Here is a 25,529-nt window from a genome sequence, read left to right as displayed (position 1 = left end):
AAGAAGCCGGACGGCCGCTCTCTTCGGAGGCGGCCGTTCTTACTTCGGCAAGGGCTCCACCAGCCCCAGCGCCACGCAGAAGCGCACCAGCTCGGCCAGGTTGCCGGCACCCAGCGCCTTCATGCCTCGCAGGCGGTAGATCTCCACCGTCTTGGCGCTGACGTCGAGGCGCTCGGCGATCTCACGGCTGGTCAGGCCCTCGGCCACCAGCACCAGGATTTGGCGCTCCTTGGGGCGCAGGGCGTCGTAGCGCGCGCGCAGGGTGTCGATGCGCTCGCTCACGGCGCGCTGGCGCCGATACTCGGCGAGCGCCTGCTGCACGGCGTCGATCAGCTGCTGCTGGTTGAAGGGTTTCTCGATGAAGTCGAAGGCGCCGGCCTTGAGGGCGGCCACCGCCATGGGCACGTCGCCGTGGCCGGTCATGAAGATCACCGGGGCGCTGTCGCCACGCTCCAGCAGGCGCTGCTGTACCTGCAGGCCGGAGAGACCGGGCATGCGTACGTCGAGCAGTACCGCATCGAAGCTTGCCGGGTCGGCGGCGAGAAACGCCTCGCCGTCGGCAAAGGCGCGCGTGGCCAGGCCTACGGAGTCGAGCAGCCAGGCCAGCGAGTCGCGCAGTGCCTCGTCGTCGTCGACCACGGCGATACGGGGGGCACGAGTAGGCTCGGTCACGGCTGGCTCCGGGGCGGCTTGCTGCGGTGGATGGGGCTTGGTTCGGCCAGCAGTGTACCGGTAAAGGTGGCGCCCTCGGAACCGTCGGTCAGTGCCAGGCTGCCGCCCATGGCTTCCATCAGCGAGCGGCTGATGGCAAGGCCCATGCCGAGGCCCTCCGGACGGCTGGAGTGGAACGGTGCGAAGATGGCCTGAGCGTCGTCGTCGGTAACGCCGGGACCCTGGTCGCGGACGCTGAAGGTCACCTCACGCCGGCCGCTGCGTCGTGCGCGGATCTCGACCCGCACGGCGGCAGGCCGTTCGCGGCTCGCTTCCAGCGCGTTGAGCAGCAGATTGACCAGCACCTGCTCCAGGGCGATGGGGTCGGCCATCACGCGAGGCAGCGTTTCCGGCAGGTCATGGGTCAGGCTCACTCCGGCCTGCTGGTACTGCCACTCGCACAGCCGGCAGGCGGCATCCACCACCTCGAACAGCACCACCGGGCGCGGGCGGGTCTGTCCCTTGCGCACGAAGGTGCGAATGTGGCGCAGCCGCTGCGCCAGTCGCTGCACCTGGGTGTCGATCCGCTCGAGGGGCAGCGCGAGGTCGCTGGCCGGGCGATTCGGATCGGCATGCAGTTGCAGCAGCGCGCCGCTGACGTAATTGGCAATGGCCCCCAGCGGCTGGTTCAGCTCATGGGCGATGTTGGAGGCGAGCTCTCCGGTGGTGGCCAGCCGGTTGGCGTGGGCGATCTGTTCCTGATGGCGTCGCGCCTGGGCCTCGGCGGCCTTGCGCAGGCCGATGTCGCGATTGAGCAGCGAGAGGTGGTCGGGCTCGGCGCCGGGGCCGCGGTGGGCCAGCACCACGCTGAGCACCGGCACCGGCCCCTTGGGGCCCGGCATCTCCAGCTCGCCGCTCCAGGAGCCGTAGCGGGCCACGGCGGGCAGCACGATCTCTCGCAGGATGGCAAGCGAGCTCGGGGTATAGGCTCGCTCGAGCCGGGCATCGAGCCCTTCGCGCGGCAAGCCCAGCAAGCGTCGCGCCGCCTCGTTGGAGTAGAACAGCCGCTCTTCGCCGTCGCAGAACAGCACGTAGTCGGTGGTCGATTCCACCACCCGGGCCAGGCGCTCGCGATTGGCCTCGGCGCGAATGCGCCGGCCCACGTCGCGGGAGACGCAGAGCACGTCGATCAGCTCGCCGGTGGCCGGGTCGCGGCGGGTGCGGCTGGTGGTCTCGAACCAGACGTAGTGTCCGTCCTTGGCGCGGAAGCGGTAGGTCTGCTGATAGAAGCCGTCGTGGTAGTAGACCCGCGGCGACTTGTTGAGCAGATCGGCGAGGTCGGATGGGTGGAACAGGTCGTAGGCCGAGACGCCGATCAGCTCCTCGGGCTCGTAGCCGAGCAGGTCGCGGGCGGCCTGCGAGGCGTAGAGGAAGGTGCCGTCGCGGGCGTGGCGCGAGATCAGGTCGGTGGTGCTCTCCGCCAGCCAGCGATAGTGGCGCTTCTCCTCGTCGAGCTCGGCGACTCTCGCTTCGAGAGCGGCCTTGCGCGCCTCGAGTTCGGCCAGCCGGGCGCGCAGCGCCTCGCGTTCGTCGGCCATCAGCGCGCCGGGTCCACCAGGCCGCCCAGCGAGGCGTTGCGCCGGAACCAGCCGGCGATGCTGGCTCGCGGCAGGCGGGTGGGCAGCACCTCGTGGGGCACGGTCTCGGCGAGAAAGCAGGCGAAGTTGCCGGCTTCCGGGCGTACACGGGCTACTTCGCGCTCGCTGTCGTCATCGGAGAAGATGACCATCTCGCCACCACCGTCCGCCGGCCAGTCGGGGTTGAGATAGCCTACCGTGGAGACCACACGGTTGGCGCGTCCGCGGAAGCTGTCCAGATGCTTCTTGTAGAAGGCGCCGGGCGGGTAGTGGGCGAAGTGCGCCTCGTATTCGAACAGGCCCAGAAACAGTGCCTGGTTCAGTTCGCGCTGCAGTTCGCCCATGGCCTCGAGGTAGCGGCGCTGGGCGAGGCTCTCACGGTCCAGCCAGTGAATGGCGTCGCCGCGGATGTCGTGGCGCAGCTGATGTTCGTCGCCGCGGCCGATACCTGCGGCAGCCAGCGCGTTGCGCTCGGCCATCTGGGCGAGCTCACGGTGCAGGTCGTAGCACAGCTCGGCGTCGAGAAAATTCTCACCGATGAACCAGCCCTGCTCGACCAGGGCGTCGATCAGGGTAGGCAAGGTGCTGGCAGCGAAGGCCGGTCGGTTGAGCAGCGACATAGGCGAGGCGAAATCTCCTGGGTGGCGAGCGTCAGGGCCGGCGAGTCTCGGTTTGCGAGCTGCGCAGCAGGCGCTCGGGAAAATAGCATAGCTGCCCATGGGGCGGTTCATCGAGGAGGCTGATGGGGCGCTCGAAGCCTTCTGCCAGCAGCTCAACCAGCATCATCGCCGAGAGCCCCCAGATCACCTGGCCCTTGGTGTGGTAGCTGGGTACGTAATAGGGGCGGCCGTTCACCGGGATGACGTCGGTATGGTGGCGACGATCCTGCAGAAACAGCTCCAGCGGTACTTCGAAGATGGCGTCGAGCTCGCCGGGGTCGGGCACCAACGGCAAGTCTGGCGGAATCAGTCCCACATAGGGCGTAACCAGGATGCCGTGCAGTGAGATCACGTCCGACAGACGCCCTAGCATCTCGACCCGCTCCGGCGGCAGGGCGATCTCCTCATGGGACTCGCGCAGGGCGGTGTAGAGCAAATCGCGATCGGTCTTCTCTCGTTTGCCGCCGGGGAATGCCACCTGACCGCTGTGGGTATTGAGATGCCCCGCACGACGAGTGAACAGCAGCGTCGGCTCGGGACGGTCGACGATGGGCATCAGCACCGCGGCACGGGGCATGTCGAGGCGAAGGTGGCGAGGATCGTGCGCTTGCAGGCGCTTGCGAAGTTTCTCTAACATGGGGCTTCCATCGGATTTGGTTCCTTCTACCCGGGGGCCTTCGCCGACGTCAAGCCTGCCAGGGAGATCCATGAACTTCTGCAGCCACTGTGGCCAAACCGTACGTTTCGCGATTCCGGCAGGGGACGATCGGCCCAGATACCTGTGCGATGCCTGCGGCTCGATCCACTATCAGAACCCTCGCATCGTCGCCGGCACCCTGCCGGTAAGCGGCTCGCGTGTCCTGCTGTGCCGCCGGGCCATCTCACCGCGCAAAGGCTTCTGGACCCTGCCGGCGGGCTTCATGGAGAATGCCGAAACCACTGTCGAAGCGGCCGCTCGGGAAACCCGTGAAGAGGCGTGTGCCGAGGTACGCATCGCAGGGCTCTACACCCTGATCAACCTACCGCACATCAATCAGGTCTACATGATCTTTCTTGCGGACCTCCTGGACAGTTTCTCCGCCGGCCCCGAGAGCCTCGAAGTGGCGTTGTTCGAGGAGCACGAGATTCCCTGGGACGAGCTGGCCTTTCCCACCATCGAACGTACCCTGCGTCATTTCTACACCGACCGCGGCGCCGGCCACTATCCGCTGCATATCAGCGACATCACCGCCGAGGATCGTGAACGCTACTTTGGTTCGGCCTGATTTGAAGTAGCAAGTGGGGGATCGGCCTGATAGGCAACCGAGAAGGAGCGGGTAACGTGGACAAGTTCGAGCTGAAACTGGACCAGGCGGCGCGTGCGGCCTGGCTCTCCTACGTGGGCGGGCGAACCCAGGACGAGATTGCCAGCCAGCTCGGGGTATCGCGGCCCGGCGTGCAGCGGCTGCTGGCCCTGGCGCGCCAGGAGGGGCTGGTCAAGGTGCACATCGACCATCCGCTGGCCAACTGCATGGTCATGTCGGACGCCATTCTCAAGCGCTTCGGACTCGAGTTCTGCGACGTGGTGCCGGCCGACCCTGAAACCCCCGAGAGCAGCGCCCATTACCTGGCGGTGGCCGGGGCAGAGCGCCTGGCAAGGCTGATCGAGCGCGCTGAGCCGCTGACCCTGTCGCTGGGAACGGGGCGCTCGATACGTGCCACGGTGGAGGCGCTCAGCCGCATCGAACGCCCTCAGCATCGCTTCGTCTCGCTGGTGGGCAACGTTGCCCGCGACGGTTCCGCCAACCGCTACGATGGGGTAATGGTGCTGGCCGACAAGACCGGTGGCGAGCGTTTCCTGCTGCCTGCGCCGGTAGTGGCCGGCTCGGTGGAGGAGAAGGAGGCGATGCTCGGCCAGCGTCTGTTCCAGGCCATCGTCGAGGTTGCCAAGGATGCCGAAGCGGCCTATATCGGGGTGGGGCGCATCGACCGCCAGGCCACCCTGTATCAAGACCACTTCATCAGCGAGGCCGAGCTCGATGAGCTGCTTGCGCGCAATACCGTGGGTGAGCTGCTCGGCTGGCCGCTCGATCGCAACGGCGCCGTCATCGAATGTTCGATCACCCACCGCGTCACCAGCCTGCCGCTGGAGATGTTTCGCCACCAGACGCTGGTGGCACTGGCCGGAGGCCGCGACAAGGGACCGGCAATCCTTGCCGCACTGCGTGGCGGCTGGCTCAAAGGACTCGTCACCGACGAGAGTGCCGCACGCTATATCCTCGAAAGCGAAGCGCTGACATGACCCGACCCGATCTGATTTGACCTAGCCTAGCCTAAAGTCTAAGGCGCTTGGCTTTGCCTTTTTGTTGTTCGTGTCCGATCATTTGATCGCCTGATGATTAAATGATCAAAAAACGACTCCCGGCACCCAACAACAACGCCCCTTGCGGCACGCCCAGCACACAGGAGCCTGAAAATGAAGCTCGCTTACGCCTTTCCCCTTGCCGGCCTGACGCTCGCCGTCGCTAGCGCCGCCCAGGCCCAGACCATCACCGTGGCCACGGTCAACAACAACGACATGGTGATCATGCAGAGCCTGACCGAGGCCTTCGAGGAGGCTCATCCGGGCATACAGGTCAACTGGGTGGTGCTCGAGGAGAACGTGCTGCGCCAGCGCCTGACCACCGACATCGCCACCGACGGCGGCCAGTTCGACGTCATGACCATCGGCACCTACGAGGCGCCGATCTGGGCCGAGCGCGGCTGGCTCGCCGCCCTCGACGACCTGCCCGAGGCCTACCGGGAGGAGGACCTGCTGCGGCCGGTGCGCGACGGCCTCTCCCATAATGGCTCCCTGTACGCGCTGCCGTTCTACGCCGAGAGCTCGATGCTCTACTACCGCACCGACCTGTTCGAAGAGGCCGGCATCGAGATGCCCGAGCAGCCGAGCTGGGAAGAGGTGCGCGACTGGGCGGCCGAGCTGCACGACCCCGGCAACCAGCTGGCCGGTATCTGCCTGCGCGGCAAGCCGGGTTGGGGCGAGAACATGGCCTTCGTCTCCACCCTGGTGAACACCTTCGGCGGGCGCTGGTTCGACGAGGAGTGGAATCCCGAGCTCGACTCGCCGGCCTGGCAGGAGGCCATCGGCTTCTACGTCGATCTGCTCGGCAACTACGGCCCGCCAGGGGCCAGCTCCAACGGCTTCAACGAGAACCTGGCGCTGTTCTCGCGCGGCAACTGTGCCATGTGGGTCGACGCCACCTCGGCGGCGGGCAAACTCTACAATCCGGATGAGTCGCAGGTGGCCGATCGCCTCGGCTTCGCCCCGGCACCGGTGGCCGAGACGCCCAAGGGCGCACACTGGCTGTGGTCCTGGGCGCTGGCCATTCCCGCCTCCTCCGAGAAGCAGGAGGCCGCCCAGGCTTTCCTGACATGGGCCACGTCGCAGGAGTACATCGAACTGGTCGGCGAAACCCAGGGCTGGACCAGCGTGCCGCCGGGCACCCGTGAATCCACCTACGCCAACGAGAACTACCAGCGCGAGGCACCTTTCGCCAGCTTCGTGCTCGACGCCATCAACAGCGCCGACCCCACCGACTCGACGCTGGAGCCGAGCCCCTATATCGGCGTGCAGTTCGTGGGCATCCCGGAATTCCAGTCGATCGGTACCCAGGTGGGCCAGACCGTCGCCGCGGCATTGACCGGCGATACCGGCGTGGAGCAGGCGCTGCAAAACGCTCAGCGCGCCACCCAGCGCACCATGCAGCGCGCCGGTTACTGATCCGCTGCACTCGCCTAGCCGTCGGGGCAGTGCCCGGCGGCCAACCTCCCGACGTTTCATGGTGATGCTATGAGCAAGACACGCGCCTCCGGGCGTACCGTCGGCGGTCTGCGCTCGCTGTCGCTGCAGGCCCCCGCGGTCACGCTGCTGCTGCTGTGGATGCTGGTTCCGCTGGGCATGACCGTATGGTTCTCGCTGCAGCGCTACAACCTGCTGATGCCCGGCATGGACGGCTTTGCCGGTCTGGAGAACTACGAGTTTCTGTTCACCGATCCGGCGCTGTGGCGTGCCATGGGCAACACCCTGCTGCTGGTGGGCTCGGTACTGACGATCACCGTGGTCGGCGGGGTCCTGCTCGCAGTGCTGTTTCAGCAGGAGTTTCCCGGGCGTGGCATCGCCCGGGTGCTGGCCATTTCGCCGTTCTTCGTCATGCCCACGGTCAGCGCCCTGGTATGGAAGAACATGATGATGCATCCCGGCAACGGGGTGCTGGCGTGGCTAGCCGGAGTGTTCGGCCTGCCGGCGGTGGACTGGTTTTCGGCACTGCCGCTCACCTCGATCATCATCATCGTGGCCTGGCAGTGGCTGCCGTTCGCGCTGCTGATATTGCTCACCGCCATGCAGTCGCTCGATGAAGACCAGGTCGAGGCGGCGCGCATGGATGGGGCCGGCCCGATCGCGGTGTTCTTCTATATCACCCTGCCGCACCTCAAGCGTGCCATCAGCGTGGTGATCATGATCCAGATGATCTTCCTGCTGACGATCTTCGCCGAGATCTACGTCACCACCTCGGGTGGGCCGGGGCTCGCCACCACCAATCTGGCGTTCCTTATCTACATGCAGGCGCTGCTCGACTTCGACGTCGGTCTGGCCTCCGCGGGTGGGGTGGTCGCCATCATCCTGGCCAATATCGTCGCCATCTTCCTGGTCCGGCTGGTGGCCAGGAACCTGGAAAGCTGAGGCGAGGAGCCGCTCATGACCACACTCAAGACCAAGGTGCTACCGGCCGAGGGCCACCTGGCCGCCACGCCCGACAGCGAAGTTCGCCATACGCCGCTGATGCCCAGCGCCGGGATGCGGCGGGTATGGCTCACGCTGCTGGGCTGGGGCATTGCGCTGATCATCTTCTTCCCCATCCTGTGGATGGTGCTGACCGGTTTCAAGACCGAGGCCGAGGCGATCGCCGACCCCAGCCTGTTCTTCACTCCGACGCTTGAGAGCTACGCCGCCGTGCAGGCCCGGGCCGACTACTTCAAGTTCGCGCTGAACAGCGTGGTAGTGGCCTTCGGCTCGACCCTGCTGGCGCTCGCCATCGCCATTCCCGCGGCCTACGCGATGGCCTTCCTGCCCACACGGCGCACCAAGGCCACGCTGCTGTGGATGCTCTCCACCAAGATGCTGCCGCCTGTGGGCGTATTGGTGCCGATCTACCTGATCTTTCGCGATTTCGGCCTGCTCGACACCCGTACCGGGCTGATCATCGTCTACACCTTGATGAATCTGCCGATCGTGGTGTGGATGCTCTACACCTTCTTCAAGGATCTTCCACGGGACATCCTCGAGGCGGGACGCATGGATGGGGCGAGCACGTTCCAGGAGGTGCTGTACCTGCTGCTGCCGCTGACCCTTCCCGGTATCGCCTCGACCGGGCTGCTGTCGGTGATCCTGAGCTGGAACGAGGCGTTCTGGAGTCTCAACCTGACCTCGTCCAACGCCGCACCGCTCACCGCCTACATCGCATCGTTCTCGAGTCCCGAGGGGCTGTTCTGGGCCAAGCTATCGGCCGCTTCCACCATGGCCATCGCACCGATCCTGATCTTCGGCTGGTTGACTCAAAAGCAGATGGTACGCGGTCTCACCTTCGGCGCCGTCAAGTAACGAGGTTTCCCATGGCAACGCTACAACTGCACGACATCGTCAAGCGCTTCGAGGCTACAGAGGTGATCAAGGGCGTCGACCTCGAGGTCAACGATCGCGAATTCGTGGTCTTCGTCGGCCCCTCCGGCTGCGGCAAGTCGACCCTCTTGCGCATGATCGCCGGGCTCGAGAGCGCCACCTCGGGCGACATCCTGATCGACGGCCAGCGCATGAACGAGGTCGGTCCCGCCGAGCGCGGCCTGGCGATGGTGTTCCAGAGCTACGCGCTCTACCCGCACATGACCGTCGAGGACAACATGGGTTTCAGCCTCAAGCTCGCCGGGGTGCCCAAGGAGGAGCGTCGGCGCAAGGTGCGCGAGGCGGCGGCGATCCTGCAGCTCGAGCCGCTGCTCGAGCGCAAGCCCAAGGCGCTCTCGGGAGGACAGCGTCAGCGGGTAGCCATCGGCCGTGCCATCGTGCGCAACCCCAGCATCTTCCTGTTCGACGAGCCGCTCTCCAACCTCGACGCGGCGCTGCGGGTACAGATGCGCATCGAGCTGGCACGCCTGCATGAAGAGCTCGATGCCACCATGATCTACGTCACCCACGACCAGATCGAGGCCATGACCATGGCCGACAAGATCGTCGTGCTGCAGGGGGGCGTGGTCGAGCAGGTGGGCTCGCCCATGGAGCTCTACCATCACCCGCGCAATCGCTTCGTGGCCGGCTTCATCGGCTCGCCGAAGATGAACTTCCTGGAGGTGGAGCTCGTCAATGCCACCCCGGCGGGCGTCGAGGTGCGTCTACCCGATGGCGCTAGCCGCGAGATACCGGTAGATGGCAGCAAGCTGGACGATGGCTCGCTGACGCTGGGCATCCGTCCCGAGCATCTGCTGCTCGACCCGCAGGGACCGCTCTCGGGGCGCATCGAGGTGATCGAGCGCCTGGGCGGGGTGACTTCGCTCTACGTGCGCATGCAGGACACGCTGGTCACCGTAAGCGCTGACGGCAACGTCGACAGCCGTGTCGGCGACACCTTGCGCTTCGGCTTCGAACGGAGCTGCGCTCACCTGTTCGATACTGCAGGGCTGGCGCTGCCCAGTCTCACCCGACATCCCCTGGCCGGGCTCAGCCGTCAGGACCACCGGGCCCCGGTTGCGGCGGGCGGCCTATGAGCGGGGCAGGCATGGAAACGCTGATCTTCGACTGCGACGGTGTGCTGGTGGACAGCGAGGTGATTGCCGAGGCGACGCTGGCGCAACAGCTCAGCCAACTGCTGCCGGACATCCCCGAGGACGTCGCCCTGCGCCAGGCGCTGGGCATGACCACGGGGGCGATCCTCGAGCGGCTGGAGCGGCAGAGTGCACACCGACTGCCCGACGATGCCCTGGAGCGTATCGACAGCGCCATCGAGGCGCGCCTGGGCGAGGAACTGCGCGCTGTGGAGGGCGTGGCCGCCACCCTGGCCGCTATCGAGATGCCGCTGGCCATCGTCTCAAACAGCCGCCGTCGGCGCGTGCTGGCCTCGCTGGCCGTCACCGGGCTCGATGCCCGGCTCGGCGAGGTGCCGCTGTTCACCGCCGACGAAGTCGAACGGCCCAAGCCGGCCCCCGACCTCTACCTGTTGGCGGCACGGCGAATGGGCCGGGCGCCGGGCGACTGCCTGGTGGTGGAGGATAGCGTTTCCGGCGTGACGGCGGCCCACGCCGCCGGCATGACGGTGATCGGTTTCACCGGTGCCAGCCACATCGAGGCGGGTCATGCCGAACGGCTGCGCCGGGCCGGCGCCTGGCAGGTGCTGCCGGCCATGCACGGCCTGGAGGCCCTGGTCGGTCAGTGGCGTGAGGAGCGCAAAAGGCATCGTCGTGCCGCGAACAGCGTCGGTGCGTTCAACGAGGAGACTCCGAAATGAAGCTGCAGCACAGAGTGGCGGTGATAACGGGGGGCGCGCGCGGCATCGGCCTGGCCATCGTCAAGCGCTACCTTGCCGAAGGCGCGCGGGTGGCGATCGCCGACATCGACGGCGGTGCCATCGACGAAGCGCTGGCCGAACTCGAGGCCGACGGGCGTGCCATGGGCGTGCGCCTCGACGTCTGCGATTGCGACTCCATCGCCGCCATGGTGGCAGCGGTCACCGAACGCTTCGGCGGCATCGATATCCTGGTCAACAATGCCGCAGTGTTCGACATGGCCCCGGTGCTGGAGGTGAGCGAGGCGAGCTTCGAGCGCCAGTTCGCCGTCAACACCAAGGGACTGTTCTTCACCCTGCAGGCGGTGGCCCGTCATATGGTCACCCGCGGCGAGGGTGGGGCGATCATCAATATGGCATCCCAGGCGGGGCGTCGCGGCGAGGCACTGGTGAGTACTTACTGTGCCACCAAGGCGGCGGTGATCAGCCTGACCCAGTCCTGCGCGCTCGATCTGATCAAGTACGGCATTCGTGTCAACGGCATCGCTCCAGGCGTGGTCGACACTCCCATGTGGAGCGAGGTCGATGCGCTATTCGCCCGCTTCGAGAACCGCCCGCTGGGCGAGAAGAAGCGCCTGGTCGGCGAGGCGGTCCCCTTCGGGCGCATGGGCAAACCGGAGGACCACGCCGGAGCGGCGGTCTTTCTGGCCAGCGACGATAGTGAGTATGTGGTCGCTCAGACAATCAATGTGGACGGCGGTAACTGGATGAGCTGAAAAAATGAACCCCAATATTCATGACATGGCGGTGCGTTTATTGGAGGCCGCGGAGAACCGGCAGCGCTTCATCGTCGCTCTGGCGGGACCGCCGGGGGCGGGCAAGTCGTTCCTCTCCGAGTGGCTATGCCGTGAGCTCAACGAGCGGGCGCCCGGCATCGCCGCGGTGGTGCCGATGGACGGTTACCACCTCGACAACGCCATTCTCGAGCCGCTGGGTCAGCTGCCGATCAAGGGCGCACCGGAAACCTTCGACCCCGAGGGCCTCAGGCACGACCTGGAGCGTATTCGCCGCGCCGACAGGAGCGTGGCGGTGCCGGTATTCGACCGGCCGCTGGACCTGGCCCGGGCCGGTGGGCGATTGATCACCCAGGCGCATCGTATCGTCATCGTCGAGGGCAACTACCTGCTGCTCGACCGCGACCCCTGGCGCGACCTGCGCCCGCTGTTCGACATGACGCTGTTCCTCGAGGTGGCCGACGAAGTGCTCGAAGCGCGCCTGATCCAGCGCTGGCTGGGCATGGGACAGAACCATGAGGGCGCCATCGACAAGGCGCGCCACAAGGACATGCTCAACGCCCGCCTGATCAAGCACGAATCCATCGCCCCGGACCTCTACTGGCGCTAGCCCGTAAGGCGCCGCTCACTTTCCCGTTCATTGCCGCTTGCGGCAAGGAGTGCCCTATGCCTGCTCTCAGCAACGCCTCGCTCTCGCAACTCGACCCGCGTGTCGCCGTGCCGCGCTACGACCGCCGGGAGGTGGCGCCGGGAATCGTGCACATCGGTGTCGGCGGGTTTCATCGTGCGCATCAGGCCATGTACCTCGATGCGCTGATGAACCGCGGCGAGGCGCTCGACTGGGGGATCGTCGGCGTCGGTGTGATGCCGGGCGACCGGCGAATGCAGGAAGCGCTCGCGGCGCAGGACCACCTCTATACCCTGGTGGTGAAGCACCCCGGCGGCGAGCGCGAACCCCGGGTGATCGGGGCCATGATCGACTACCTCTACGCCCCCGACGACCCTGAGGCGGTGATCGAGTGCATGGCCGATCCCACCATTCGCATCGTCTCTCTGACCGTCACCGAAGGCGGCTACAACTTCCACCCGGTGAGCGGAGAGTTCGATCTCGGCAACCCGGACGTGCGCCACGACCTCGATCATCCCGCAGCGCCGCGTACCACCTTCGGCCTGGTGGTGGAGGCGCTGGCTCGCCGCCATGCACGAGGTCTGGCGCCGTTCACGCTGATGTCCTGCGACAACATCCAGGGCAACGGCGAAGTGGCGCGGCGTACGTTCGTTGCCTTCGCCCGGGCCCGCGACCCGGTGCTGGCCGAATGGATCGAAGCCGAGGTGCCGTTCCCCAATGCCATGGTCGACCGCATCACGCCGGTGACCCAGCCGGTCGACATCGAGGAGCTGGCCGGCGAGTTCGGCGTCGAGGATGCCTGGCCGGTGGTGTGTGAGCCCTTTACGCAATGGGTACTGGAGGATCATTTCGCCTGCGGCCGGCCGGCGTTCGAGCGGGTCGGCGTGCAGCTGGTGGCGGACGTGGAGCCTTATGAGCTGATGAAGCTGCGCCTGCTCAATGCCAGCCACCAGGCGCTGTGTTACTTCGGCACTCTCGCCGGTTACCGCTATGCCCACGAGGTGTGCCGCGATCCGCTGTTCGTCGACTTCCTGCTCGGCTACATGCGCCATGAGGGCAGCCCCACCCTGGCCCCAGTGCCCGGGGTGGATCTCGAGCGGTACTGCCTGACCCTGATCGAGCGCTTCGCCAACCCAGAGATCAAGGACACCCTGGCGCGGCTGTGCGCCGAGAGTTCCGACCGTATCCCCAAGTGGCTGGTGCCGGTGATTCGCGAGCAGCTGGCGAAAGGAGGCGAACTCCATCGCAGCGCGGCGGTGGTGGCGAGCTGGGCGCGCTACGCCGAGGGCGTGGACGAGCAGGGCGAGCCCATCACGGTGGTCGACCGTCACAAACACGAGCTGGTGGCCCTGGCCGCCGAGAACCGCACACGACCGACGGCCTTCATCGAGAACCGCGAGCTGTTCGGCGACCTGTGCGATCACCCACGTTTTCGCCAAGCCTATCTCGAGACGCTGGCGAGCCTGCACGAGGGCGGCGCTCGCGCTACTCTGGAAAGCCTGAGCGGGGAGTGAGGAGCGGCAAATGTATATCGGGGTGGATTGCGGCACCCAGAGCACCAAGGTGGCGGTGGTCGACGTCGACGGCGAGGCGTTGCTCGCCGAGGCGAGTCGTCCTCATCACCTGACGGAGGGGGAGAACGGTCGCCGCGAGCAGCAGCCACAGGAGTGGTGCGACGCCTTCCGCGGGGCCTTCGAGGAGGCCGTGGGGCGTGCCGGCATCGAGCGTCGTGCGATCCGCGCCATCGGCGTTTCCGGCCAGCAGCACGGCATGGTGGCGCTCGACGCTGCGGGTCGACCGGTACATCCCGCCAAGCTGTGGTGCGATACCGAAACGGCCGTGCACAACGCCGCACTGGTGGAGCGCCTGGGCGGTGCGACGGGTTGCCTCGAGCGGCTCGGACTGGTGCTACAGACCGGCTATACCGCCTCCAAGATCGCCTGGCTGCGTGAAGCACGCCCCGACGCCTACCGCCGAATCGACACCGTGCTGCTGCCCCACGACTACCTCAACTTCTGGCTGACCGGCGAGAAGGTGGCGGAGGCGGGCGATGCCTCGGGTACCGGCTACTTCGACACGCGAAGCCGGCGGTGGCGTCACGACGTATTCACCGAGATCGCCCCGGAGCTCGACCCCGAGAGCGTGCTGCCGCGCCTGATCGACTCTCGCGAACCCGCCGGTACGCTGCGCCCCGAGCTCGCTAGCGAGCTGGGACTGTCGCCCGACGTGGTCGTGGCCAGCGGCGGGGGCGACAACATGCTCGGCGCCATCGGTACCGGCAACATCGCCCCCGGTATCGTCACACTGAGTCTCGGCACCTCGGGCACGGTATGCGCCTATTCGCCCGAAGCGGTGCGCGCCGAGAGCGACATGGTGGCCAACTTCTGCGCCAGCCACGGCGGCTGGCTGCCGCTGATCTGTACCATGAACGTGACGTCGGCCAGCACCCTGGTGCGCGAGCTGTTCGACCTCGACCTGGCCGCCTTCGGCGAGCGCCTGGCCGCGGCCCCCATCGGGGCGGAGGGGGTGACGGTTCTGCCGTTCTTCAACGGCGAGCGGGTGCCGTCGCTGCCGCACGCCACGGCCAGCTTCCTGGGGCTCGACAGTCGCAACCTGACCCAGGCCAACCTGTGCCGGGCAGTGGTGGAGAGCGCCACCTTCGGTCTGCGCTACGGTCTCGAGTTGCTCGGCCCGCTGGCTGCCGGCGCCAGCCAGATCCGCCTGATCGGCGGCGGCGCGAGGAGCCCGCTGTGGCGCCAGATGGTGGCCGACGTGACCGCGACTCCGGTGATCTGTCCCCAGGTGACCGATGCCGCGGCATTGGGAGCGGCGCTGCAGGCGGCCTGGTGCGAGCGGCACGATCTACCGCTGAGCGAACTGTGCCAGCGCCTGGTTCACCTCGACGATGCCTCGCTGGCCGAGCCGAAGGCAGCCAGTGTGCGTGCCTACGAGACGGCCTACGCCCGCTACCGCGAGGCGCTGGCCCTCCATCATGGCGTCTCGGTGGGCTGATGCCCGAGCTCGGTCTGGGCGACTAGAAGATTTCCAGTTTCCACACGTCGAAGGCCGGCTCCTCGTAAGGGTGCGCGGCGCGCAAGGCGTCGACGGCATCGCGAATGAGGTGGTCTTCGCAGACAAGTTCCACCTTCACTTCCGCTACCTTTTCCAGGTCGCCGACCTGGCCGATGTGCGGGCTGGCGCCGTCGAGCGGACGAAACTGGCCGGTGCCACGGGTCTCGAAACAACACGCCTCGTAGTCGCCGATGCGCCCGGCGCCGGTGACGAAGACGGCCTCCTTTACGGCTTCGGCATCTTCCAGCGGAACGAAGAAGGCAAGCTTGTACATCGTTTTCTCCCTGTCGATCCCGTCTGGCTGAAAGCGCGCTGTGCCAGGCAGGAAGTGGCTTCCGTTTCTATGCCTTCCCCCTTTTTGCCACAGCTGGTCGGCAGCGTCAGCCCTTGATACTTCGGCAGGCTGTGCAGTGAAAAAATACTTGTTCAAGGTGTGTACAGTAATCTACCCTGTGTACAGGGTTCGCTGACTTGGCGCTTACCCTCTGCGTTCACACTGAGGAAATTACCCTGATGAAAACGATTCACGTGGTAGCCGCGAAGTGGATGGGAGCTGGTTTGATGGGCCTTACACTGATGGCTGGGGTCGTCCAGGCCGGCAGTCATGGCGACAAACAGGATATCGTCGATACTGCCGTGGCAGCCGGCCAGTTCGAGACATTGGCTGCTGCACTGGAAGCCGCTGGGCTGGTGGAGACCCTCAAGGGTGATGGCCCGTTCACCGTCTTTGCTCCCACAGACGAGGCATTCGCCGCGCTGCCCGAGGGCACCGTGGAAAGCTTGCTGGAACCGGAAAACCGCGAGCAGTTGCAGGCCGTACTCACCTATCACGTAGTCGCTGGTAACGTCATGGCTGAAGATGCGATGGGACTGGACAGCGCCACTACCGTACAAGGCCAGGACGTTACCATCACCACCATGGATGGCAGCGTGATGATCAACGACGCCACCGTGATCCAGGCCGATATCGAGGCGAGCAACGGCGTCATTCACGTCATCGACAGCGTGCTCCTGCCCGAGTGATCACAGCCAGCCCTTGCTGTGTCCACTTGCCACCCTCCGGGGTGGCTTTTTTATGGCGATAGTCGCTAGGGCACGGGCATGTCATGGTGGCGGTAATGACATGGCCGAATGCCCAAGGAGGGAACATGGATCGCGCGCTCACGGCTCTGCTCGAATCTCACGGCCTTTCACCACAGGGGGCGCTGCGGGGCTTGGGTGGCGGGGACATAGCGGCCGTCTATTGGCTGGACACCTCCAAGGGAGCGGTGGTCGCCAAGCAGGACGATGCGCAGCGCCTGGCCGGCGAGGCGGATGGGTTGCGGGCGCTACGTGAGGCGGGCACTTCACTGCGGGTGCCCGCGGTGCTGGCACTGGGTCATGGCTGGCTGGTGATGGAGGCGCTGGAGAGCGGCTCGCGCTCGCAGCACTCGGCAGCTGCGCTGGGTGAGGGGCTTCGCCAACTTCACTCGGTCGGTGCCGATGAACACGGCTGGCCGCGCGACAACGCCTGTGGCCGTACCCCTCAACCCAATGCCCCTATCTCGGACGGGCGTGCGTTCCAGCGCGAGCGGCGCCTGCTGCCGCTGGCTCGCGCCTGTCATCAGCGTGGGCTGCTGGACGATCAGCTGCGTCGGCGCATCGAAGCCGTGGCGCAAACTCTCGAAGCGTGGCTCCCGAACGTTCCGGCAAGTCTCGTACACGGCGACTTGTGGAGCGGCAATGTGCTGCATACCCCGCAAGGGCCTGCGGTCATCGACCCCGCGGTATACCGCCATTACCCCGAGGTGGATCTGGCCATGCTGACGCTGTTCGGTTCGCCTGGCGATGCCTTCTTCGAAGCTTATTGGGATGGTACCGCTCCTGCCGACTGGCCACGGCGGGAGGCGCTGTTTCAGCTCTATCCGCTGCTCAACCATCTGCTGCTGTTCGGTGGTAGCTATCGGGGTGGAGTGGAGCGCACGCTAGACGTCGTCGAGCAAGGGTAACGAGGATCGTTTCATTCAAGGGTACGTTTGAATCCTCTTGCCCGGGACCGCAAGCAGTACATACAATCATGAATGTTACTCGCTTACTCAAGGAAGAGAACCTCATGAAAAGAGGCATCTGCGGTTTCATTGGAAGGATTGCCATTGGTTGTCTGCTGGCGTCGCCGGTTTTCGCAAGTTCGGGTGTCGTGACGCTGCAGGTGGATAACGACGGCATGGTCAGCAGCGATGACGACCATTACACCTCGGGCGTAGAGCTGCTCTGGACCCAGCCGGTCACTCCTCAGCATTGGAGCCAGCGCATCGCAGGCGGCTGGTTCGGCTCGGTGGATGCTCTCAGCTATCACCTGAGCTACCGCATGTATACGCCGGAGGAGGTGGAGCGTCGCGACCTGATCGAGGACGATCGTCCCTACGCCGGCCTGATACTGGGCGGCCTGGCGCTGTATGGACGAGAGCCGCTGCGTGGCGCCTGGCACCGCGAGGATGCGCTTCAACTCGATATTGGTGTGGTCGGGCCGATTACCTCCGCCGACAGCGTGCAACGTGAGGTGCATCGTTTCACCAATAGCCAGCGGCCCCGCGGCTGGTCCCATCAGTTGGGCAATGAGCCCATTCTCAACGTGGGGTATCGCCGCCACTGGTGGCACAACCTGTCGCTGGGGTGGCTCGAGATGCAGCACGGCCCCGGCTTGTCGGCGGCGCTCGGTAATCTGCTGGTTCAGGCCGGCGGTGGTTACGGCCTGCGTCTCGGTCGCGGACTCGACAACAGCATGGGTTGGCCCTCTCTGAGCATTGAGCGCGGGGGCTACCGACAGGTTTCGACATCGCCGGGCAGCGGCTGGAATCTCTTCGCCGCACTCCAGGGACGCTACGTGGCGCATAACCTGCTGTTGGACGGCAATACCGTCCGCGACAGTCACTCAGTCGATCGTCGCGAGCTGGTCGGCGATGCGGTTGTCGGCGTGGCGCTCACCTGGGAGCGCTGGGAGATGAGCCTGGCTCACATCTGGCGCAGCAAGGAGTTCGAGGAGCAGGATGGGGGCACCGTGCACGGTGCGCTGTCGCTGAGCTATCGGCTTTGAGCGGCGCTCTTGTCCCTTGGCCGCCCCGGTTTCCGGGGCGGCCAGGTGAGTTTGCTTACCAGGCCTTGTAGGGTAGGAACTTGCCGTTGAGGGTGAGCAGCACCCGGTCCCCCTTGGGGTCCTCGATCTTGTCCATTTCCATGGTGAAGTCGATGGCGCTCATGATGCCGTCGCCGAATTTCTCCTGCACCACATCCTTCAGCGTCTCGCCGTAAACGCCCACCACCTCGTAGAGCCGGTAGATGAAGGGATCCTGAGGGATCGCCTCGTCCCAGGCCTTGGTGGGGAAGGCCTGCAGCGCTTCGGCCACGTCGCTTTCCACTTCCAGCACGTCGCACAGCTTGTGGGCCACGTCATGGCTGGCGCTGTTCATGCCGTAGCAGGCCGAGGCGGTCCACACCGGCGACAAGCCTACGGCGCTGGCGATTTCGTCCCAGCTCATCTTCTTGCGGGCCTTGGCGGCGAGCAGGGTGTGGCGCATCTCGAGTTTATCCATGATGGCTCTCCTTGGGAGTGACAGTGACCAGCTTGGGTGGGGCAGATGCCTGGGCATCGGCCTTGCGGAACGTTACCGAGGCGCTTGCCTCGGCAACGGGGTTGACCGAGCGGGGGTAATGCAAGCCGCGCGAATCCTGAGGAGCGGTTCGCAGTTCACTGGCGCGGTTGACCAGGAAATCGACCAGGTAATTGCGCAGGGTGTAGAAATGCGGATGCTTGACGATCTCGCCACGCGAGCGCGGCCGCGGCAGGTCGATCTCCACGGCTTCGGCGATGCGCGCCTCGGGGCCGTTGGTCATCAGGAAGATGCGGTCGGCCAGCAGGATCGCCTCGTCCACATCGTGAGTGATCATGAATACCGTCTGACGGTCCTGGCTCCAGATCTTCAGCAATTCGTCCTGAATCACTCCTCGTGTCAGTGCATCGAGTGCACCGAAGGGCTCGTCGAGCAGCAGCAGTTCCGGCTTGGTGGCGAATGCCCGGGCGATGCTGACTCGCTGGCGCATACCGCCCGAGAGCTGCGCCGGCTTGCGCATGACGACTTCCTTCAGACCGACCATTTCCAGATATCGCAGGCTGTGATCGGTAACCTGGCTCTCTTTCCACTCCTTCCAGCGAGCGCGTACGCCAAAGCGCACGTTATCCAGTGCCGTGAGCCACGGCAGCAGGCTGTAGTTCTGGAACACCACGCCGCGCTTCAGGCTGGGGCCTCCGATCTCGCGCCCATCCATGATCATGGCGCCTTCGCTAAGGCTGTCCAAGCCGGCGAGGGCGTTCATGATGGTCGACTTTCCGCAGCCGGAGTGACCGATGATGCAAACGAACTCGCCCTTCTGAAGCTGGAAACTGACGTTCTCGAAGACCGTGAGGTCGGGACTGCCCTTGATGCCGGGAAAGCGCTTGGCAGCTTGCTGAACTTCCACGAAGGCATGAGTCATGGCGCTTTACTCCTGGTAGGTGACCAGCCGGGCGATCGACGAGAGCGCAAGGTCGAGCAGCATGCCCACCACGCCGATCACCAGAATGGCGAAGATCACACTGGTCAGATCGAGGTTGTTCCATTCGTTCCACACGTAGTAGCCGATGCCGGTGCCGCCCACGAGCATCTCGGCGGCGACGATGACCAGCCAGGCAATGCCGATAGAGATACGCATGCCGGTGAGAATGGTGGGGGCAGCGGCAGGCAGAATTACCTTGAAGGCGGTCTTCAGTGGCGAAAGCTCATGGGTACGGGCCACGTTGACCCAGTCGTCACGTACCCCGGCCACGCCGAAGGCGGTGTTGAGCAGCATCGGCCAGATCGAACAGATGAAGATCACGAATATCGCCGAGGCTTCGGCATCGCGAATGATGAACAGGGCCAGCGGCATCCACGCCAGCGGTGAGATCGGGCGCAGGACCTGAATGTAGGGGTTCAAGGCACGGTACATCAGTGGCGACATGCCGATCAGAAAGCCCACGGGAATGGCGATGGCCGCGGCCATCAAGTAGCCCGTCAGCACGCGATAGAGCGAGTAGCCAAGCTGGATACCGATTCCCTTGTCGTTGGGGCCGGCATCGTAGAAGGGGTTGGAAAGTTCGACCCAGGCGCGTTCGAAAATTGCCGAGGGTGGCGGTACTCGCGCCGTTTCGTCGGCGCCGCCCATCAGGAGTTCGTACTCGCTGAGTTCCGCTCCCGCCCCACCGAGTATGGGGGCACGATTGAGGCCTTCCCACAGCCCCAGACCGACGATGAGCAGCAGCACGGCCAGCAGCGTGGCGCGGGTGTTGAGGTTCAGTTTCCATTCAGTGGTGGTGCGATCCATGTCAGCTCCTCCTCAGTGCGAAGCTTTCGACATAGGCTTCAGGCTGTGTGTAGTCGAAGGTCTTGCCCATGATCTGGAACTGGCGAGCGTTCTCCTCCGGTGCGTCGTAGCCCAGTTCGCGCATCACCTCACGGGCATCGGTGGCGAGATAGACGTCGCGGGCGATCTGTTGGTAATCCACATCGCCGTCGATATACCCCCAGCGCTTCATCTGGGTGAGGATCCAGATCGCCATCGAATGCCAGGGGAAAGGGTCGAAGTCGATACGGTCGGGCACGTTCTGCACGTTGCCCAAGCCGTCGGCAAAACGCCCGGTCAGTACCTGCTCGATCACCGTCACCGGCTGGTTGAGATAGGCGGCAGGAGCAATGGCTTCGGCTATCTCGGAGCGGTTGGCCGGATCGGAGGAGTATTGAGTGGCATCGATGATGGCCCGCAGCAGCGCACCATAGGTATTGGGATTCTCTCGGGCGAAGCGCGCGCTGGTAGCGAAGGCGCAGCACGGATGACCTTCCCAGATCTCCTTGGTAAGCAGATGAATGAAGCCGATCCGCTCGTAGACCGCGCGCTGGTTGAAGGGGTCGGGGGAGAGGAAGCCGTCGATATTGCCGGCGCGCAGGTTGGCGACCATTTCGGGGGGCGGGATCACCCGGATCTGGATGTCACGGTCCGGATCGAGCCCGTGTTCGGCCACGTAGTAGCGCAGCAGGAAATTGTGCATTGAGTATTCGAAGGGCACGCCGAAGGTGAAGCCGCGCCACTGCTCGGGGTCACGCTTGTCCTGGTGGTCGTTGCGCAACACGATGGCCTGGCCGTTGATGTTCTCTATGGCAGGGGCGATGAAGTGACGCGTGCTGGAACCTGCACCCAACGTCATGGCCAGGGGCATCGGGGTGAGCATATGGGCTGCATCGAAGCGGTCGTTCAGGGAGTTGTCGCGAATCAGCGCCCAGCCGGCAGCCTTGATAACGTTGACGTCGAGCCCGTAGCGCTCATAGAAACCCATCGGATGGGCCATGATGATCGGCGTGGCACAGGTGATGGGGATGAAGCCGATGTCGAGCTGAGGCTTTTCCAAAGGCCCCATGCTCTCCTGGGCGGCGGCCTTGATCGCACTGAGTGGAAGAATGCTCGACAAGGCAGCGGCCATCGTGCCGCCACCCACCAGCTTCATGAATTGGCGCCGATGCATGTCGCTGTGGCCGAAGATCCCGCGTACCAGGGCACTTTCGACGACGCGATCCATCATCGCTTCGCTGTCGCGCGGGGCGTCTTCACCGCCAACGCGAGTGGTGGAGCATTCGCCGCAGCCACAATCGCGGCCATGGACCAGCGACTGGCGGTGATCGAACGGGTTTCCCAGACTGTTGTGATCGTTATTCATATGGTTTCCCCTCGAAGGCGCAGGTGAAGGATTGCCTGCACTCGCCTGGTGCATGGGGACAAGGCGTGCCGGCAGTCGCCTTGACTAAAGCGAGCCGTGTGCCATTTCTTGTGAAATACGTATTAGTCCTTTTCACTCAATGATTTGGGACTACAGCTTCGATGCCGGCCAGCGGTTCGACGGAAGGACGAAATCTCGTCAAAGACGATATCTCGTTGCCGCTGAAACGAAATTTCGTCACTGGTACGTGACTTGTATGGGATGAGAAGACTTTCTGTCGGAGCCTAGCGATGTCTCTCTCCCGTTTGGCGGACGTATCCGCCTTCGAACACGCCCCCATTGCCCTGCTCTTGGCCGACCCACGCGCCGACAGGCTGCTGGCAGCCAATGACGAGGCTTGTCGCCTGCTGGGCGCAAACTACGAGCGACTGGCTGCACGGCCTTTCAGCCATTGCCTGGGACCTTCGTTACCGCTCTGGGTTGCGTTCAGTGACGAAGCCATGGAGCGCTCGCCGGCCTGGTCCGACGACCTGCTGTTGCTCGATACGCGGCGCGTGCCTCACCGGGTGGAAGTGTATGGCCAGGCGCTGGATGACCAACGCCTGCTGTTCGGCGTGATCGAACTCGACAAGGCCGAACAGCGGCGGGCGCGGGCCGATTTGTGGCGCCGACATAGGCGCGGGCATGTGGGCTGGGAGCGGGTCGAGCAGGTTTTCGAGCGTATCGAGCGGCAGAATCAGCTGATTCTGGGGGCTGCAGGGGAGGGAATCTACGGCCTCGATGCCGAAGGCAGAACCACTTTCGTCAATCCTGCCGCTGAGCGTATCCTGGGCTGGAGCAGTGAAGACATAGTCGGCCACGACGCCCACCAGATGTTTCACCACACTCACGCCGACGGCAGCCATTTCCCGGTTCAACAGTGTCCCATCCACGCCTCGTTCAGTGACGGCCAGGTGCATCGCGTCGACAACGAGGTGTTCTGGCACAAGAACGGCGAGGCGATCCCGGTCGAATACACCAGCACCCCCATCTTCGAGACCGGGCGGCTGGTGGGCGCCGTGGTGCTGTTTCGCGACATTCGCGAACGTAAACTCGCCGAGCAGCAGCTGCGCGATGCCTTGGCCGAGGTGGAGTCGCTCAAGCTGCGCCTGGAACTCGAGAACCAGTATCTCCAGGAAGAGATCACCGCCGAGATCAATCATCGTGAGATCGTGGGCGAGAGTCCGGCAGTGGCGCATCTGGTGCGACAGATCGCACTGGTGGCGCCAACCGATGCCAACGTGCTGGTTACCGGCGAATCCGGCACCGGCAAGGAGCTGATCGCCCGGGCGATTCACGCGGGCAGTGGGCGCAGCGACCGGCCGCTGATTCGGGTCAACTGTGCAGCGATCCCCCGCGACCTGTTCGAGAGTGAGTTCTTCGGCCATGTGAAAGGGGCTTTCACCGGGGCAGTGAGCGACCGGCCAGGGCGCTTCGAGCTGGCCGACGGGGGTACGCTGTTTCTCGACGAGGTAGGCGAGATTCCACTGGAGCTGCAGAGCAAGCTGCTGCGAGTGCTCCAGGATCAGCAGTTCGAGCGCGTCGGCGACGACCGTACTCGGGAGGTGAACGTTCGCGTCATCGCGGCGACCAATCGTGAGCTGAGCGAAATGATCGCGGCTGGCCAGTTCCGCGAGGACCTCTATTTCCGTCTCAACGTCTTCCCCATCACGTCGGTGCCCCTGCGTGAACGTATCGGCGACGTGCCGCTGCTGGCCAGCCATTTCCTGCGCCGGGCCTGCCAGAAATTCAACAAGCCCGGCATGCGCATACCACCGGGTCAGATGGAAGCACTCAAGCATTACACCTGGCCGGGTAACATTCGGGAGCTGGAAAACGTCATCGAGCGCCAGGTCATCGTTGCCCAGCGTCGTGATCTTACCTTCGACGAGCTGTTCAAGCTGGCGGAGCAGAGGCCTCTTGAGTCGGCAGGCTGGACCGCTCCGACGTTGCATCAGGCCTCGGGTAAGCCGCCGGAGCCGTTAACCGAACACGAAATGACCCAGCATCAGCGAACCAATGCCGTGGCGGCGCTGCGCGCCTGCGGCGGCAAGGTGTCGGGAGCGGGAGGTGCGGCGGAGTTGCTGGGCCTGCGACCGACGACCCTACGTTCGCGGCTCAAAGCGTGGGGTATCGAGTCACGCGATTACCGTACCTAGCCCTGTGCGGCAGCGCGCTTATACTGAAGGCCTTGGTGGGGGGTAGGCAGAGGTAGGCGCATGGGGAGCACGGCTATGCATGATACGAACAAGTGGCGCGGCCGTCAGGTGGCGCTGTTGCTGGGTTGGCTAGCATTCGGCGTGCCTGCTTGGGCCACGCCAGGTGAAATCCGACATTCGAGCAGTGCAATTGCCTTTCAGCCCGTACTGCATCCCGTTGACTGGCATCGCCAGCACTGGCACCAGCATCGTCGGGTCGATCCTTCGTTCAGCGTCGAACTCCCCTGGATACTATTCGACCCTCGCTTTCGCTGGGGGCATGCCCCTGGGCCTGGGGAGCCGGCACAGCCCGGTGCCGTGAGGCCGCGGGAGCGCGGCGAAATGTGGCGAGACGACGTCATGGGGCCGGGGGGAGGCGAGAGGATCGAGGTGCATCCCGAAGGGCGTATTCTGCGTAGCCGGCCGCGCTCGGATCGATCGGCGTCGTCCCAGCGCGATGCCGACCGAATCGACTAGTCGGTGCCCTTGAGAGGTTTGTCCCGCCTCGCCCAAGCAAGAAGCCGCTGCCACCAGCGTTCTACATGGCGCCAGGGCTGGAGGGGCGGAGACCTGCGGTGGGGGCGGGCGATGAATTCAGCGATGGGTGCTACCTGGCTATCGCGGTCGAGCATCGGGGCGTGTCCGCAGCCGGGTACTTCCAGCGTCACCAGGCCGGGCTGTGCTTCGGCCATTCGCAGCACGCTTGCGGCATCCAGCAAAGGCGATTCAGCCCCCCGGATCACCATCAGCGGGCATTGGATCGCTCGCCAGTCTGCCCAGGTGTCGCGGGGCGTGTCGTGAACGAACTGCTCGGCGATGCGTGGATCGTAATGGTAGGTCCAGCTGCCGTCGGGTAGTCGGCGTGCGCTGCCCAGCGCCAGCCGCCGCCATGCCGCCTCGCTCTCGATCCCGAAGCCGGCATAGTGTTCGGTCAGTTCCGCCTGAAGCTGGGCGAAGGTGGTGAAACGATGCGGCCTGCCGAAATAGAGTGCCAGCTGCGTCAGGCCTTGAGGGTTCAATTCGGGTCCGACGTCGTTGAGCACCAGACGCTCGATGCGATGCGCGCTCTCGGCGTCGGCGGCCAGCAGCATCCCCAACAGGCCCCCCATTGAGGTGCCGACCCACGGCACTGTCTCCAGCTCGAAGTGATCCAGCACGGCCAGGGCAACTTTCTTGTAGCTGCGATAGAGGTAATCTTGAGGCGGAATCGGCGACCAGCTCGAAAGCCCGCGTCCCGGCGTGTCTGGGGCCAGCACACGCCACTCGGGTCCGAGCGCACGGGCGAAGCTTTCGAAGTCGCCACCGTGGCGTGCCAGGCCATGCCAGGCGACCACGGTTCTCGGTGCGTCGGGGTGCCAGATACGCACGGCTATCTCCAGGCCACCCAGCGGAACCAGTTCCAGTGCATCCATGTATGTCTCCGTCAACGTCTATGCTGCTATGCAGCATAGACTGTTTTTACTGCATCCGCTCGACTCATGGAAGGCACGGGAAACAGGCGCAAGGCTAGTATACATACATCGTTGTAGCTATAATCCGTCGCAAGCTAATCACCTGCCATGCGA

At 64.9% G+C, this 25,529-nt stretch carries 26 protein-coding genes; 16 read left to right on the top strand and 10 right to left on the bottom strand.

Annotated elements, in window-relative coordinates; all coding sequences use genetic code 11:
• Positions 1-39: 39 nt before the first annotated feature.
• Genes AC2VNO_RS10285 through AC2VNO_RS10270 form a run of 4 tightly spaced genes read right to left on the bottom strand, consistent with a single transcriptional unit; the run spans position 40 to position 3,584 of the window.
• On the bottom strand, positions 40-672 hold the full coding sequence (locus tag AC2VNO_RS10285) for a response regulator transcription factor (protein WP_086511136.1): 633 nt from the start codon (positions 670-672) through the stop codon (positions 40-42).
• Positions 669-2,249, bottom strand: a complete 1,581-nt coding sequence (locus tag AC2VNO_RS10280; protein WP_234277633.1) for a PAS domain-containing sensor histidine kinase — start codon at positions 2,247-2,249, stop codon at positions 669-671. The genes AC2VNO_RS10285 and AC2VNO_RS10280 overlap by 4 nt, the downstream gene beginning before the upstream one ends.
• Positions 2,249-2,908 (bottom strand): 2OG-Fe(II) oxygenase, encoded by a 660-nt coding sequence (locus AC2VNO_RS10275; RefSeq protein WP_486934039.1) that lies wholly within the window; start codon positions 2,906-2,908, stop codon positions 2,249-2,251. Before AC2VNO_RS10275 ends, AC2VNO_RS10280 begins: the two co-directional genes overlap by 1 nt.
• A 31-nt stretch (positions 2,909-2,939) precedes the next feature.
• Complete coding sequence (locus AC2VNO_RS10270) at positions 2,940-3,584, bottom strand: CoA pyrophosphatase (protein WP_486934038.1); 645 nt, start codon at positions 3,582-3,584, stop codon at positions 2,940-2,942.
• A gap of 70 nt (positions 3,585-3,654) precedes the next feature.
• On the opposite strand from AC2VNO_RS10270, the gene AC2VNO_RS10265 reads away from it, so the two are divergent.
• The 11 genes from AC2VNO_RS10265 (at position 3,655) to xylB (ending at position 14,907) form a co-directional block, all read left to right on the top strand.
• Complete coding sequence (locus AC2VNO_RS10265) at positions 3,655-4,212, top strand: NUDIX hydrolase (protein ID WP_228575711.1); 558 nt, start codon at positions 3,655-3,657, stop codon at positions 4,210-4,212.
• Between the two features lie 56 nt (positions 4,213-4,268).
• On the top strand, positions 4,269-5,228 hold the full coding sequence (locus tag AC2VNO_RS10260; RefSeq protein WP_486934037.1) for a sugar-binding transcriptional regulator: 960 nt from the start codon (positions 4,269-4,271) through the stop codon (positions 5,226-5,228).
• A gap of 174 nt (positions 5,229-5,402) precedes the next feature.
• Entirely contained in the window at positions 5,403-6,707 is a 1,305-nt protein-coding gene (locus AC2VNO_RS10255; RefSeq protein WP_486934036.1) for an ABC transporter substrate-binding protein, read from the top strand.
• A 69-nt stretch (positions 6,708-6,776) separates the two neighbouring features.
• Positions 6,777-7,667 (top strand): carbohydrate ABC transporter permease, encoded by an 891-nt coding sequence (locus AC2VNO_RS10250; RefSeq protein ID WP_486934035.1) that lies wholly within the window; start codon positions 6,777-6,779, stop codon positions 7,665-7,667.
• Between the two features lie 15 nt (positions 7,668-7,682).
• Positions 7,683-8,585 carry a carbohydrate ABC transporter permease gene (locus AC2VNO_RS10245; RefSeq protein WP_486934034.1) on the top strand — a complete coding sequence of 301 codons (903 nt, stop codon included), beginning with the start codon at positions 7,683-7,685 and terminating at the stop codon, positions 8,583-8,585.
• A gap of 11 nt (positions 8,586-8,596) precedes the next feature.
• Positions 8,597-9,739: an ABC transporter ATP-binding protein gene (locus AC2VNO_RS10240; RefSeq protein ID WP_486934033.1), complete on the top strand. Its 1,143-nt coding sequence runs from the start codon at positions 8,597-8,599 to the stop codon at positions 9,737-9,739.
• A gap of 11 nt (positions 9,740-9,750) precedes the next feature.
• Complete coding sequence (locus AC2VNO_RS10235; protein ID WP_486934032.1) at positions 9,751-10,476, top strand: HAD family hydrolase; 726 nt, start codon at positions 9,751-9,753, stop codon at positions 10,474-10,476.
• Complete coding sequence (locus tag AC2VNO_RS10230) at positions 10,473-11,249, top strand: L-iditol 2-dehydrogenase (RefSeq protein WP_486934031.1); 777 nt, start codon at positions 10,473-10,475, stop codon at positions 11,247-11,249. Before AC2VNO_RS10235 ends, AC2VNO_RS10230 begins: the two co-directional genes overlap by 4 nt.
• Before the next feature lie 4 nt (positions 11,250-11,253).
• Positions 11,254-11,877, top strand: coding sequence for a nucleoside triphosphate hydrolase (locus AC2VNO_RS10225; protein ID WP_486934030.1), 624 nt, complete (start codon positions 11,254-11,256; stop codon positions 11,875-11,877).
• Positions 11,878-11,933: 56 nt separating this feature from the next.
• Positions 11,934-13,409: a mannitol dehydrogenase family protein gene (locus AC2VNO_RS10220; protein WP_486934029.1), complete on the top strand. Its 1,476-nt coding sequence runs from the start codon at positions 11,934-11,936 to the stop codon at positions 13,407-13,409.
• Positions 13,410-13,419: 10 nt separating this feature from the next.
• On the top strand, positions 13,420-14,907 hold the full coding sequence (gene xylB / locus AC2VNO_RS10215) for a xylulokinase (RefSeq protein WP_486934028.1): 1,488 nt from the start codon (positions 13,420-13,422) through the stop codon (positions 14,905-14,907).
• A 22-nt stretch (positions 14,908-14,929) separates the two neighbouring features.
• Here the strand turns inward: xylB and AC2VNO_RS10210 are convergent, their stop codons facing one another.
• A complete protein-coding gene (locus AC2VNO_RS10210; protein ID WP_486934027.1) occupies positions 14,930-15,241 on the bottom strand; it encodes an NGG1p interacting factor NIF3 in 312 nt (103 codons plus the stop codon).
• 239 nt (positions 15,242-15,480) lie between these two features.
• On the opposite strand from AC2VNO_RS10210, the gene AC2VNO_RS10205 reads away from it, so the two are divergent.
• The 3 genes from AC2VNO_RS10205 to AC2VNO_RS10195 all read left to right on the top strand — a co-directional run bounded on the left by AC2VNO_RS10205 (position 15,481) and on the right by AC2VNO_RS10195 (position 18,040).
• Positions 15,481-15,990, top strand: coding sequence for a fasciclin domain-containing protein (locus AC2VNO_RS10205; RefSeq protein WP_486934026.1), 510 nt, complete (start codon positions 15,481-15,483; stop codon positions 15,988-15,990).
• A 125-nt stretch (positions 15,991-16,115) separates the two neighbouring features.
• Positions 16,116-16,955, top strand: coding sequence for a fructosamine kinase family protein (locus tag AC2VNO_RS10200; protein ID WP_486934025.1), 840 nt, complete (start codon positions 16,116-16,118; stop codon positions 16,953-16,955).
• Positions 16,956-17,059: 104 nt separating this feature from the next.
• Positions 17,060-18,040 (top strand): lipid A deacylase LpxR family protein, encoded by a 981-nt coding sequence (locus AC2VNO_RS10195; protein WP_486934024.1) that lies wholly within the window; start codon positions 17,060-17,062, stop codon positions 18,038-18,040.
• A 55-nt stretch (positions 18,041-18,095) separates the two neighbouring features.
• On the opposite strand, the gene cynS is transcribed toward AC2VNO_RS10195, so the two are convergent.
• Genes cynS through AC2VNO_RS10175 form a run of 4 tightly spaced genes read right to left on the bottom strand, consistent with a single transcriptional unit; the run spans position 18,096 to position 21,727 of the window.
• Positions 18,096-18,536: a cyanase gene (cynS, locus tag AC2VNO_RS10190; protein WP_486934023.1), complete on the bottom strand. Its 441-nt coding sequence runs from the start codon at positions 18,534-18,536 to the stop codon at positions 18,096-18,098.
• Positions 18,529-19,476 (bottom strand): ABC transporter ATP-binding protein, encoded by a 948-nt coding sequence (locus AC2VNO_RS10185; protein ID WP_486934022.1) that lies wholly within the window; start codon positions 19,474-19,476, stop codon positions 18,529-18,531. The genes cynS and AC2VNO_RS10185 overlap by 8 nt, the downstream gene beginning before the upstream one ends.
• A gap of 6 nt (positions 19,477-19,482) precedes the next feature.
• On the bottom strand, positions 19,483-20,343 hold the full coding sequence (gene ntrB / locus AC2VNO_RS10180; RefSeq protein WP_486934021.1) for a nitrate ABC transporter permease: 861 nt from the start codon (positions 20,341-20,343) through the stop codon (positions 19,483-19,485).
• Between the two features lies 1 nt (position 20,344).
• Entirely contained in the window at positions 20,345-21,727 is a 1,383-nt protein-coding gene (locus AC2VNO_RS10175; RefSeq protein WP_486934020.1) for a CmpA/NrtA family ABC transporter substrate-binding protein, read from the bottom strand.
• Positions 21,728-22,017: 290 nt separating this feature from the next.
• Here AC2VNO_RS10175 and AC2VNO_RS10170 point away from each other — a divergent pair, with 290 nt between their 5' ends.
• Positions 22,018-23,925: a sigma 54-interacting transcriptional regulator gene (locus AC2VNO_RS10170; RefSeq protein ID WP_486934019.1), complete on the top strand. Its 1,908-nt coding sequence runs from the start codon at positions 22,018-22,020 to the stop codon at positions 23,923-23,925.
• 75 nt (positions 23,926-24,000) lie between these two features.
• A complete protein-coding gene (locus AC2VNO_RS10165) occupies positions 24,001-24,441 on the top strand; it encodes a hypothetical protein (protein WP_486934018.1) in 441 nt (146 codons plus the stop codon).
• Here the strand turns inward: AC2VNO_RS10165 and AC2VNO_RS10160 are convergent.
• Complete coding sequence (locus AC2VNO_RS10160; RefSeq protein WP_486934017.1) at positions 24,438-25,376, bottom strand: alpha/beta fold hydrolase; 939 nt, start codon at positions 25,374-25,376, stop codon at positions 24,438-24,440. The two genes, AC2VNO_RS10165 and AC2VNO_RS10160, sit on opposite strands and share 4 nt — an antisense overlap.
• Between the last annotated feature and the right edge of the window lie 153 nt (positions 25,377-25,529).

The sequence above is a fragment of the Halomonas sp. TH-94 genome, from assembly GCF_057473365.1.
The sequence above is the reverse complement of the archived record's forward strand: the minus strand, read 5'-3'. Positions and strand labels throughout refer to the sequence as shown.